This window comes from Patulibacter americanus DSM 16676 (genome assembly GCF_000420025.1).
Lineage (GTDB): Bacteria > Actinomycetota > Thermoleophilia > Solirubrobacterales > Solirubrobacteraceae > Patulibacter > Patulibacter americanus.
The window spans coordinates 1-11,504 of sequence record NZ_ATUD01000023.1 but is presented as its reverse complement, the minus strand read 5'-3'; the positions used below and the strand labels follow the sequence as shown (position 1 = coordinate 11,504).

Genomic DNA, 11,504 nt, shown 5'->3' with positions numbered 1-11,504 from the left:
AGGCGGGTCGACGGCTCGACGCTCCCGGGGTGCGAGGACGGGTGTCCCCCGCGGGAGCCGCTCTTCCGGCGCCCGGGAACGCGGGGTGCGTCAGTCGCCGCCGACGGCGGTGCCGCCGGTGGTGCCCGCCGCGGCGCCGCCGGCCGCGGCCGTGCCCGGGGTGGGGCCCTGGGTCGCCGCCCCGGACGGCGTGGCGCCCGAGGAGGCCGAGCCGGACTGCGTGGCGCCGGACGGGGTGCCCGAGGCCGCGCCCCCACCCGGAGTCGTGGAGCGACCCGCGCCCGACGGCGCGGCCGTGCCGGTGCCCGACGTCGTGCCGGTACCCGACGTCGTGCCGGTGCCGGACGCGGTGCCGGCGCCGGACTGGGTGGCGGTGCCGGACTGGGTGGCCGCGCCCGACGGGGTCGGCGTGCCGGACGGGGTGGCTGCCCCGGCGCCCTGCGTGGCGCCCGCGCCGGCCGCCGGGGGCGTCCCGGCGGTGCCTGCGGCCGCGGTGCCCGTCCCGGCGCCGGCAGCCGCGGTGCCGTCCGCCGCCGCGGTGCCGTCCGCCGCGGCGGTGCCGTCGGCGGCGGCGGGGTCGCCGTTCTGCTCCGACCGGTTCGGGGCGGGCTTCCAGCTCGGGCTGGGCGGCCCGATGAGCCCGGCGGCGCGGGCGGCGTCGGTCTTGCGGGCGTCGAGGTACCCGACGCCCTCGGGGTCGGCCAGGACCATCCCGATGCTGCGGCCGAACTCCGACACGCGGTCGGGCGAGCCCAGGCCCGCGACCTCGTTGCGCAAGGTCGCGTTGTTGCGCTCGAGCTTGCTGATCTGCACGTCGCGCTGGGCGACGGTCTGGTTCGTCTGGAGCGTCGCGGCGTGCAGCGCGATCACGCCGCAGCCCAGCACGAGGACGAGCGCGAGCCACGGCCGGCCGCCGGTGAGGCGGCCGAGCAGCGCGGTGAAGAGCCGTACCGGCACGAGCGCCAGGCGGACGGGTACGAGCGCCAGGTTGACGCCGAGCGGCAGACCGCCGCCGGGGCCGGCCGGACGGGACGGGCGTGCGGGTGCCGGGCGCGACGGGCGCGGGACGGCACGCAGCGGGGGGCGGCCCGGGGCCGCCGGGCGGTCGCGGGGTGCGGGCGCGGCGCTCATGCGGGCACCGCGATCCGTCGGGCGCCGCGCAGCCGGGCGGAGCGCGAGCGCGGGTTCTGCTGCTGCTCCTCCGGCGAGGGCACGACGCCGCGCTTGCCGAGCGTCTCGGCCTGCGGCTCGTTGCCGCACACGCAGACCGGCATGTCGGGCGGGCAGGTGCAGCCCCGCAGCAGGTCGGACACGAACCGCTTCACGCGACGGTCCTCCAGCGAGTGGAAGGAGATGACGGCCAGGCGGCCGCCGACGCCGAGCAGCGACCACGCCGCGGGGAGCGCGCGGTCGATCTGGCCGAGCTCGTCGTTGACGAGGATGCGCAGCGCCTGGAAGGTCCGCTTGGCCGGGTGGCCCCCGACGAACCGCGCCGGGGTCGGGATGGCGTTCGTGATGACGTCGACGAGCCGGCCCGTCGTGTCGATCGGGGCCTTCTCGCGCTCGCGGACGATGGCGCGGGCGATCTTCGGGGCGTAGCGCTCCTCGCCGTACTCGCGCAGCACGCGCGTGAGCTCCTTCGCGTCCCACGTGGCCACCACCTCGGCGGCGGACATGAGCGTGCTGTCGCTCTCCCCCATGCCCATGCGCATGTCGAGGGGCGCGTCCCGCGTGTACGCGAAGCCTCGCTCCGCCTGATCGATCTGCATCGAGGACATCCCGAGGTCGAAGTACGCCCCGTCGGCCCGGAATCCTTCCGCGGCGAGCCCTTCGAACGCCTCCGCGAAGGGCGCGGCGACGATCCGGACCTCGCACGGGGCGGTCGCGGCGAAGCGCTCCGCGATCTCGAGCGCGACGGGATCCCGGTCGACGACGACGAGCCGGCCGTCGGGCCCGAGCCGCTCCGCCATCAGCCGCGCATGGCCGCCGGCGCCGAAGGTGCCGTCGATCATCGTCTGGCCGGGACGGGGCTCGAGGATGTCCACCGTCTCGTGCCAGAGGACGGGCAGGTGCCACGCGTCCCCCGTCGTCGGGTCGGACTCGAGGGCGGGGGCGTCGGTCTCGGGAGCCGGCGTCGCGGGGTCGAGGTCGTGCGTGTCGGGGCGGTCCGGGTCCACCCCTCCATGGTGGCCGGTCGGCTCGCCGGGCACGGCTACGCGCCGCTCTGCGGGTCGAACGGGAACGACTGGCCGCCGATCTCGTTCGCGATGTCGAGCATCGCGCCCTGCAGCTCGGGCGCGTAGTTCGCCCAGCCCTCGCGGTCCCACAGCTCGAAGCGGCGGCCGGAGCCGACGAGGAGGACGTCCTTGCCGGAGATCTTCGCGTGGTCCAGCAGCGGGCCGGAGATCGTCACGCGGCCCTGGCCGTCGAGGTCGCCGGGCGTGACGGCGGAGTTCAGGGAGCGCTCGATCTGGCGGGTGCGCGGATCGAGCGGATGGCGGCCGCGGAGGGACGCCTCGACGAACTGGCGGTAGTCCTCGATCGGCTCGATGCCGACGGCGGGGACATCGAAGGAGCGGACGAGCACCAGGCCGGCCTTGAAGGGCTCGCGGAAACGCGCCGGGATCGTCAGGCGGTTCTTCGCGTCGAGCGTGAGCTCGAACTGGGACTGGAGCTGGAGGTCCGGCAAGAGCGTGGGCCGGGAGATGACCGGTGCGAGCCGGGCCGGAAGCAGTGGGAGGAACCGCGTCCGGCCCGACTCGCTGCGAGGAACATAGCCCACCGCGCCCCACCACGCACCACAAATCGCCCCCTCTGCCCCACTCCACCGTACCCCGGCATCCGACGGAACATATGTTCGTGCCCTGGATCCCCTGCAAGAACGGCGTATCCAATCCGAGACGGGCCGTATCAGGGGCCTGGTGCAGGATCGATTGCAGTCGCAAATCGGAACACCCGTTCGTCGACCGTTCGCTGATGTTCGACGGTGTTCGGTTCTGCGGGCACCGTCGGAAACCCCGCAAATTGCGGCTTTACGGTGTGTGTGACGCCCGCGAAGGCGGCGCAGTGGGGCGCCGTGGGCCCGACGGTGGGGCGATGTGGGGTGTCGGGGTGGGGCGCGGTGGAGCGCGCGACCTCCGAGGGCGGGCGCGCGACCGTTCGCGCCCGATGAACGGCGGTGCGCCACGGCCCGGTTCTTCCTCGCGCGCGAGGAAGGAGCGCCGAGCGGGCCGCGGAGCCGTACGATTCGCTGGACCTCGACCCCGCCCGCCCCGGCGGACAGGAAGGACCGTCATGACCTCGACCTCGCTCCCCCGCACCGTGGCCCGCCGCGCCGTCCCCCTCACGGCCATCGCCGTGGGTGCCCTCGCGTTCGCCGGATGCGGCGGCGGTGACGACGAATCCGGCAAGCCGGCGACCCCGGCGGCCGCCGCCGCGACCACGACCGGCGCGGCGCCGAAGGCCTTCCTGGCCGACGACGTGCCCGCCAAGGTCGCCGCCTACGCCGAGGCGACCTTCCGGCCCGGCCAGGAGCCGAAGGCCGCGATCGAGGAGCTCTCGCGCCTGTTCGGGGTCGCCGATCCCGGGGGCGAGCTCATGAAGAGCCTCGACCTCGACGACGAGCTCGAGAGCGGCAAGACGTTCGAGAAGGACGTCCTCCCCCACCTCGGCGACCACGTCGGGGCGTTCCTGCTCCAGGCCGCCTCCGCGTCGGCCGCGAAGAAGCCGCAGGGCGCGATCGTCGCCGAGGTCAAGGACGCCGACGCCCTGCGGGCGACGCTCGAGCCGGCGCTGAAGGACGAGTCCCGCGTCGTCACGGTCGCCGGGCAGCAGGTCTACCGCGACAAGAACAGCCAGGCCGCCGCCTGGATCGGCGACGACCTCTTCGCGATGGGCACCGAGGACGCCGTCCGGGCGACCATCGAGGCCACGGAGGGCGAGACCCTCGACGGCAACGCCCGCTACAAGGCCGCCATCGCCCAGGTCCGCGCGTCCGATCCCCTCGGCCTGACCTGGGTCGACCTGCAGCAGGCCCCCACGCTCAACGGGGCCATCGCCAAGGCCGCCGACGAGGGTGGCAGCCGCGCGAAGAAGCCCGCCAGCGGCCTGACGGAGTCGCAGCTGAAGCAGCTGCCGCCGTCCGTGCGCAAGCGCCTCGAGTCCTCCGGCGGGGGCGGCGGCTTCGGCACGTCGGGCGGCATGGGTGCGCTCGACGCCTCCACCACGGTGCCGACCACGGACGCGACGATCGCCATGGCGCTCAGCCTGCGTCCGGGCCGCGCCACCGTGTCGACCGGTGGCACCGCCCCGGAGGGCCTCGGCGGCGAGGCGAAGGCCGGGGCGGACGCGGTCGCGGCGCTGCCCGGCGGCTCGTGGCTCGCGTTCGGCGCGCCGATCTCGGGCATGAACGGCCTCGGTGCCACGGGCCCCGAGGTGTGGGAGCAGCTCGAGGCCGTGACGGGCGAGCTGCCCGCGGACTTCAAGGCCGCCCTCGGCAAGGTCAAGAGCGTCTCGGGTGCCGCCCGCGGCGACAGCCTGCTCGGCGCGGCCGGCGGCGTCGTGCTGCAGACGGAGGACGACGCCTCCGCGAAGGCGCTGCTCGACGGCATGGGCGGGCTCGTCAAGCGCCAGACCGGGTTCCCGGTCCGGAGCCAGGACATCGAGGGCGCCGACGCGGGCCTCGTCGCGGCGCCGCAGGGGCTTCCGCTGCAGATCGCCGCGGGCCAGAAGGGCGACCGCGTGGCCATCGGCCTGGGCGTCGACTCCGTCACGTCGATCCTCAAGCCGTCGTCGAAGTTCGGCGACGACCCGACGTACGACCGTGCCAAGCAGGCCCTCGGGGGCGCGACCCCGAGCGTCGTCATCAACCCGAAGCCGCTGACGAACCTCATCGGCAGCCTCGGCGTCGGCGAGGCCCGTCAGGCCGTCGAGGCCCTGCAGCGCCTGAAGCTCATCGCGGGCTCGCAGGAGTCCACGGGCGCCACGACCTGGCGCGGCACCTTCGTCGTGGACTACGACGCGTCGCAGCAGGCCGGCGGGACGACGACCACCCCGTAGGGGGGACGGGGTCGCGCGGGCATCGGCCCGCGCAACCGCGTCTGGCCGTCACGGCGGCCCGGCGGCCGCGGGTCGGGCCGCCACGCGCTAGCCCCGCATCTGCAGGAGCCCCGCGGCGATCAGGAGCATCGCCGCGGGCACGAGCAGGAGCGCCACCACGAGCTGCACCTTCGGGGCGGCCCGCGAGGCCCGGTCGATCGCCGTCCGCGCCCGGCGCGCACGCAGGTCCTCGGCCAGCGCTCGCAGGCCCTCGGCGGCCGAGCCGCCGTGGCGGTGGGTGCGCAGCAGCAGCGCCACGAGCTCGGCGGAGCCCTCCGCCGGACAGCGGCGGCGCAGCCCGACGAGCGCGCGGTCCGTCGGCACGCCGATCCGCATCTCGGCCGCCGACCGGCGCAGCTCGGCGCCGAGCGTCCCCGGGTGGTGGGCCCCGACCCGCGCCAGCGTCTCGGGGACGGACCGGCCGCTGCGGAGCGCGATGCGGAGCAGGTCCACGACGTCGGGCAGCTCGACCAGCATCTCCTGCGCCCGGCGTCGGATGAGCCGGCCGATGAGCAGGTCGGGCAGCAGCATGAGCGCCAGCGGCGCGACGGCGGCGAGGACGATGGCCTGAGCGCCGAACGCCGGAAGTCCCACGACCGCCAGGGCGATGCCCACCGTCGTGGCCGCCCCGCGCACCGCCCGCAGGTCGGCCGCCCCGATCCGCGGCGAGAGGCCGGCGGCGTCGAGGCGCCCCGCCGCGTCGGACGGCGCCGGGAGGCGGCGACCGGTCCCGCGGCCCACGTGCCGCGAGAGCCGCAGCAACGCTCCGAGCACCCCGAGCCCCCCGCCCCGCCGAGGCGCCACCTCGACCCACCCGGCGGGCTCGCGCCGGCTCCGGCGCTCGGCCCGGGCGACGACGAGCTCGCCCGCACCGACGCCGAACGCCGCCCCGGCCGCGGCCGCCAGCACCACCGCGCTCACCGGGTCAGCCCCGAGGTGAGCCGGCGGACGGCGACGACCGCGGCGATCTGCAGGAGCACGGCGACGACGACGAGGACGGCGCCGAGGGGGTTGCCCGTGATCTGCCGGACGGTGTCCGGGGCGAGCACGACGGCCCCGACCATGACGGCGGCGGGCAGCCCGCCGACGATGCGGGCGGCGGCGCGGGACTGGACGATCGCGCTCTCGGCCTCGGCGGTCGCGCGGCGCGCCTTCTCGAGCGCCGAGGCCTGGTCGCGCAGGACGTCGGCGAGCTCGCCGCCGGCCTCGCCGTGCAGCAGCAGACCGGCGACGAGGGTGCGGTGGGCGGGCTCGTCCGTCCGGGCCCGCCAGGCGTCGAGCGCCGCGGCCAGCGGATCCCCGGCCTGGAGCCGCGCGGCCACCCGACGCAGCTCCTCGGCCGCCGGCCCGCCCAGCCCCGACGCCCGCGACGCCTCGCCGATCGCCCGGCCCACACCGTGCCCCGCGTCGAGCGCGTCGGCCACCGCGCGGGCGACGAGCGGCGCCCCGAGGCCCACGGCGCGGCGCCGGCGGGCCCGGCGGGCGTCGAGCACGCCGCGCAGGACGGCGGGGCCGAGCCCGGCGACGAGCCCCAGCGCGGGCGCGCCCGCCACGAGCAGCACCAGCGCCACGACGACGCCGGCCGGGACGATGCGGTCCAGGCGGCCCGCGGCCAGCGCCCCGTCCCGGGCACGCGCGACGGCGCCGCGTGCCGCCCGCGCGGCGTCCGGGGCCAGGTCCGCGAGCCCCGCACCGCCGAGCGCCCCGGCGGCCGCCGACACCAGCACCGCGACGCTCACGCCGCCACCCCGGCTCCGATGTCGACCGGCTCGACCCGCCAGCCGTCGCCGCCGGCGACCACCCGCCCGGCCGCCGTCACGCGGCGGTGCCCGTCGGCCGTGCGGGTCTGCTGCACGACCAGGCCGACGGCGTCGCCCACCATGCGGGCGACCGCGACGTGCGGCAGGGCGACGTCGGCCATCAGGCACAGCGTCTCGAGCCGGCGCAGCGCGGCCTCGGGCGAGCGGGCGTGGATCGTGGAGAGCGATCCGTCGTGGCCCGTCGTCATCGCGAGCACCATGTCGAGCGCCTCCGCGCCACGGACCTCGCCGACGACGATCCGGTCCGGCCGCATGCGCAGCGCGTTGCGGACGAGGTCGCGGATCGTCACGGCGCCCCGGCCGTCGGTGCGTGCCGGTCGGGCCTCGAGCCGGATCACGTGCGGCTGCCCGAGCCGCAGCTCCGCGGTGTCCTCGACGGTCACGATTCGCTCCTCCGGGCGCAGCAGCGACGCGATCGCCCCGAGCGTCGTCGTCTTGCCCGCGCCCGTCCCGCCCGAGACGAGGATGGACCGGCGGTCCGCGACGGCCTCGGCCACGAGGGCCGCGAGCGCCGGCGACCAGGTGCCGCGGGCGACGAGCTCCTTGGGCATCCAGCGACGGGCGCGGAACCGGCGGATCGTCACCGCCGGGCCGTCGACGGCCAGCGGCGGCAGCACGACGTGCACCCGGGAGCCGTCGGGGAGCCGCGCGTCGCAGAGCGGGTCCGCCAGGTCGACGCGCCGTCCGGCGCCGGCGAGCATCCGCTCGATGGCGTGCAGCAGCTCGTGCTCGTCGGCGAAGCGCACCGCCGTCTCCTCGATCCGGCCGCGGCGCTCGACCCAGACGGGACGGGTGCCCGAGACCATGATCTCGTCGACCTCGGGGTCGTCCAGGAGCGACTCGAGCGGGCCGAGCCCGGCGGTCCGCTCCAGCAGCAGCCGCCGGACCTCGGCCCGGTCCTCCGGCGGCAGCAGCGGGGCGTCGCGGCGCAGGACCCGCTCCAGGAGCTCCTCCGGGGAGGGGCTGATGCCGCCCTCCGCCGGGGCGGCGGCGAGGGCGACGAGGCGGCCGTGGAGCTCGGCGGCGATCTCGCGGTGGACGCTCACCGGACGCCCTCGAGGCTCGCGCCGGCGGTGGTGCCCGACGCACCGCGGTCGTCGTCGTCGGCGGCGCGCGGCAGGACGCGCAACTCCGACGCGAAGTTCTGCGCGGCGGCCAGGTAGACCGCCTGCTTGACCGAGACGCGCAGCGCGATCGCGAGGCGGCCGCCCGTCCCCCCTCCACCCTCCGCCGGGGCGTCGTCCGTGCTCAGGACCTCGGCGTCCTCCAGCGCGAGCTTCGTCGATCCCGCGCCGCCGTCGTCGTCGCGGGTCACCAGCAGGTCGACCCGCGTGCCGGGCCGCACGAGCCGCCCGTCGCCGATGGCCACGATGTCGGCGATCCGCTCGCCGGGGCGCAGCCGGGGACCGCCGTCCGTGTCGAGCAGCGGCAGCACCACGTCGCCCCCGGCCGGGACGGCGACGCGCGGACGCAGGCCGGCGGCCTCGCCCGGGACGGCGATCCGCTCGGCGGGGGCATACCGCCCGGGAACGTGGCGCACCGCCAGGTCCTCGACCCGCACGGGTTGCCCGACGGGCAGGCTCTTCCGGGCCACGACGACGGGCACGCTCGGGCCGACGGTGTCGGCCAGCGCCCGCTCGCGCCGGGCGACGTCGGCCGCTGCGAGCGCGCCGAGCACGAGCGCCAGGCCGATCAGCAGCGCGGCGCGGCGCCGGCGGTTCACGGCGCGACCGCCCGGCGGGCCCGGGGCGCGGCGGGGAGCTCGGCCACCATGCGGGCACCACCCGCCGACGGCCGTGTGCGCAACCGGCCGCCGTGGGCGGCCAGGGCGTCGGCGACGATCCCCATCCCCCGCCCGCGCTGGCCGCGTCGGCGTGCACGCAGGAGGGCGTCGACCGGCACCCGCAGGCCATGCCCCTCGTCCGCCACCTCGACGTGGACGGCCCCGTCGTGCGTGTCGACGGCCACGCGGACCGTCCCCTCCCCGTGGTCCAGCGCGTTCTGCACGAGGTTTCCGATCGCCTGCGCCAGCCGGGCGCGGTCGCCGACCACGTGCGCGTCAGCCGGCAGCACGTCCGCAAGGACCACCCGCCGGCCGCGCGCCCGCGCGGCGACGTCGTGAACGGCGACGAGGTCCCGCACGAGGGGCCCGACCTCGACGCCCCGCCGCTCGTCGCCGGCGACGCGGCCGGCCGCGGCGGCGCTGAGCTCCTCGACCGCCCGACGGGCCCGCGCGAGCTCCAGGGTCAGTGCGGGCAGCGCAGCGGGACGGTCCCCGCCCTCCTCCCCCAGCGCGAGGGTCAGGTTCGTGAGCGGTCCCCGCAGCTCGTGGCACGCGCGGACGACCCGCTCGGTGCTGCGGTGCGCCGCGTGGCGGGAGAGCAGCAGCAGGCTGGCGGCCGTGACGGCGCAGAGCCAGCCGAGCGCCAGCAGCGCGCTCATGCCGCCACCCGCCCCGCGTCCGCGTCGGCCGTGCCACGGGCCCCCGCAGCGGACGCCTCGGCGTCGACCACCGCGGGAGCGGCGTCCACCAGCCGGTAGCCCACGCCCCACACGTTCACCACGAACGAGTCGCCGTGGACGCCGAGCTTGCGGCGCAGCCGGCAGGCGTGCGAGTCGATCGTGCGCGTGACGGCGGCGACGCGGAAGCCCCAGACCGTGCGCAGGAGCTCGTCCTTCGGGAACACGCGCAGCGGCTCGCGGACGAGGGCGAGCAGCAGCGCGTACTCCTTCTGCGTGAGCGCGACCTCGTCGCCACGCACGGTGACGGACCGTTGCGACGGGTCGAGCACGAGGGCCCCGATGCGGACGATGCCGGCGGCGGGGCGGTCGTCCGCGCGGCGCAGGAGGCTCGCGATCCGCAGCCGCAGCTCGGCGTAGGAGAACGGCTTGACGAGGTAGTCGTCGCAGCCGCGCTCGAAGCCGCGCACCCGGTCCATCTCGCTCCCGCGGCCAGTGAGCAACAGGACCGGGGTGGCCGGGTCGACGCGGGAGACGATGCCGTCGGCCGCGCGGATGCGGGCGACGAGGTCCAGGCCGGAGCCGTCGGGCAGCGTCAGGTCGGAGAGGACGAGGCACGGTGACGCGCGCTCGAGCGCGGCGATGGCCTCCTCCATCGATCCGGCCGCGATCGGGTCGTACCCGTCGGCGGCGAGGTGTTCGACGAGGAACGAGCGCGTGAGCTCGTCGTCCTCGACGACCAGGAGGGGAGCGGTCGGCAGCTGGCTCATGCCGGGTCTACCCGGGGGCCCTGCGAACTCTCCCCCGCCGTTTCGTGCCGAGACTCCGCCGCCCTGTGCGGAGTCTCGGCGGGGCCGGTCCTAGATCAGCCCCTCGAGGAGGCGATCCGGGGCGAGCAGCACGATCAGGCGATCCTTCATCTCGACGACGGACTCGACGGCCGCGCTGCCGGACTGCGGCATGGGCTCGAAATCCGACTCGTCGACCTCGAGGACCTCATCGACGTCGTCGACGATGACGCCCGCGATGCCGGCCGGACCCTCGAGGATGACGATCCGCTGGTCGTCGGCGGGCTCGGCGAAGACGCCGAGCTGCATCGCCAGGTCGAACACGGGGATGATCTTGCCGCGCAGGCTGATCACGCCGCGGCAGCACGGGTCGCTCGACGGCACGGGCCGCGGGGCGGTGTAGGAGATGATCTCCTGCACGTGGCCGATCGGCACGGCGTACTCCTCGGACCCGAGGGCGAGGACGACGAGCTGCTGGGTGGTCGGCGCGGCGGCGCGGGTGGTCGGGGTGCTCACTGGTGCTCCGGTGTTGTGGTGGCGGGGATGGTGGTCGGGGTGCGGGGCCGGGCGGTCGCCCGGCCCCGAGCGTGGGTGCCTCAGGACGCGACGGTGAACCGGCCGACGAGCTGCTCGAGCTCGGCCGCGGTCACCGCGAGCTGCTGGGCGCTCGAGGAGATCTCCTGGGCGCTCGCGCTCGTCTCCTCCGTCGACGCCGAGACCTGCTCGGACGAGGCGGAGGACTGCTCGGCGACCGAGGCGACCTCGGCCATGTCGCTCTGCACGCGGTCGGCGCTCGCGGCGATCTGCGCGACGGCGGTGGCGATGGAGCCCACGCGGTCGCTCATGTCGTCGACGGAGGTCCCGATCCGCTGGAAGGCGTCGCGGGCCTGCTCGACCGTGACGGCGCCCTCGGCGGAGCGCTGCGCGCCGTCCTCGACGGCGACGACGGCCTGGGCGGTCTCGCCCTGGATCTCCTGCACGAGCTGCGAGATCGACGCGGCGGCGTCTTGGGACTCCTCGGCCAGCTTGCGGACCTGCTCGGCGACGACCGCGAAGCCGCGGCCCTGCTCGCCGGCGCGGGCGGCCTCGATCGCGGCGTTCAGCGCGAGGAGGTTCGTCTGGCCGGCGATGCCGGTGATCGTGTCGACGATGCCGCCGATCTGCTCGCTCTTGGCGGCGAGGCCCTGCATCGTCGCGGTGACGGCGCTGGAGGACTCGCGCATCTGGCGCATGCCCTCGGTGGCCCGCTCGACGGCGCGCTCGCCCTCGGCGGCGACCTCGCGGGCCTCGACCGCGGCCTGCACGGTCTGCTGGGCGGACTCGGCGCTGGAGCGCGTGG

The 11,504-nt window shown here is 76.6% G+C and carries 12 protein-coding genes; 1 reads left to right on the top strand and 11 read right to left on the bottom strand.

What is annotated here, in order from left to right; all coding sequences use genetic code 11:
• Window positions 1-90 precede the first annotated feature (90 nt).
• Genes F593_RS28980 through F593_RS30490 form a run of 3 tightly spaced genes read right to left on the bottom strand, consistent with a single transcriptional unit; the run spans window position 91 to window position 2,689 of the window.
• Window positions 91-1,131: a hypothetical protein gene (locus F593_RS28980; RefSeq protein WP_022930673.1), complete on the bottom strand. Its 1,041-nt coding sequence runs from the start codon at window positions 1,129-1,131 to the stop codon at window positions 91-93.
• Window positions 1,128-2,177 carry a 16S rRNA (cytosine(1402)-N(4))-methyltransferase RsmH gene (gene rsmH / locus F593_RS0120780; RefSeq protein WP_022930672.1) on the bottom strand — a complete coding sequence of 350 codons (1,050 nt, stop codon included), beginning with the start codon at window positions 2,175-2,177 and terminating at the stop codon, window positions 1,128-1,130. Before rsmH ends, F593_RS28980 begins: the two co-directional genes overlap by 4 nt.
• A 35-nt stretch (window positions 2,178-2,212) precedes the next feature.
• Window positions 2,213-2,689, bottom strand: a complete 477-nt coding sequence (locus F593_RS30490; protein WP_022930671.1) for a division/cell wall cluster transcriptional repressor MraZ — start codon at window positions 2,687-2,689, stop codon at window positions 2,213-2,215.
• Between the two features lie 605 nt (window positions 2,690-3,294).
• On the opposite strand from F593_RS30490, the gene F593_RS0120770 reads away from it, so the two are divergent.
• On the top strand, window positions 3,295-5,058 hold the full coding sequence (locus F593_RS0120770) for a DUF3352 domain-containing protein (protein WP_022930670.1): 1,764 nt from the start codon (window positions 3,295-3,297) through the stop codon (window positions 5,056-5,058).
• 87 nt (window positions 5,059-5,145) lie between these two features.
• On the opposite strand, the gene F593_RS0120765 is transcribed toward F593_RS0120770, so the two are convergent.
• The 8 genes from F593_RS0120765 to F593_RS0120735 all read right to left on the bottom strand — a co-directional run.
• A complete protein-coding gene (locus tag F593_RS0120765) occupies window positions 5,146-6,018 on the bottom strand; it encodes a type II secretion system F family protein (protein ID WP_157252041.1) in 873 nt (290 codons plus the stop codon).
• Window positions 6,015-6,836 (bottom strand): type II secretion system F family protein, encoded by an 822-nt coding sequence (locus tag F593_RS28975; protein ID WP_169449236.1) that lies wholly within the window; start codon window positions 6,834-6,836, stop codon window positions 6,015-6,017. The genes F593_RS0120765 and F593_RS28975 overlap by 4 nt, the downstream gene beginning before the upstream one ends.
• Window positions 6,833-7,963: a TadA family conjugal transfer-associated ATPase gene (locus tag F593_RS27250; protein WP_022930667.1), complete on the bottom strand. Its 1,131-nt coding sequence runs from the start codon at window positions 7,961-7,963 to the stop codon at window positions 6,833-6,835. Before F593_RS27250 ends, F593_RS28975 begins: the two co-directional genes overlap by 4 nt.
• On the bottom strand, window positions 7,960-8,640 hold the full coding sequence (locus F593_RS27245) for an RcpC/CpaB family pilus assembly protein (RefSeq protein WP_022930666.1): 681 nt from the start codon (window positions 8,638-8,640) through the stop codon (window positions 7,960-7,962). Before F593_RS27245 ends, F593_RS27250 begins: the two co-directional genes overlap by 4 nt.
• Window positions 8,637-9,359, bottom strand: coding sequence for an ATP-binding protein (locus tag F593_RS0120750; protein ID WP_022930665.1), 723 nt, complete (start codon window positions 9,357-9,359; stop codon window positions 8,637-8,639). The genes F593_RS27245 and F593_RS0120750 overlap by 4 nt, the downstream gene beginning before the upstream one ends.
• The gene (locus tag F593_RS27240; protein WP_022930664.1) at window positions 9,356-10,147 is read right to left on the bottom strand and encodes a response regulator transcription factor; all 792 of its coding nucleotides are present in this window, start codon (window positions 10,145-10,147) and stop codon (window positions 9,356-9,358) included. Before F593_RS27240 ends, F593_RS0120750 begins: the two co-directional genes overlap by 4 nt.
• 90 nt (window positions 10,148-10,237) lie before the next feature.
• A complete protein-coding gene (locus F593_RS27235; protein ID WP_022930663.1) occupies window positions 10,238-10,681 on the bottom strand; it encodes a chemotaxis protein CheW in 444 nt (147 codons plus the stop codon).
• 80 nt (window positions 10,682-10,761) lie between these two features.
• Window positions 10,762-11,504: methyl-accepting chemotaxis protein (locus F593_RS0120735; RefSeq protein WP_022930662.1), on the bottom strand; the 743-nt coding region annotated here is incomplete at its 5' end.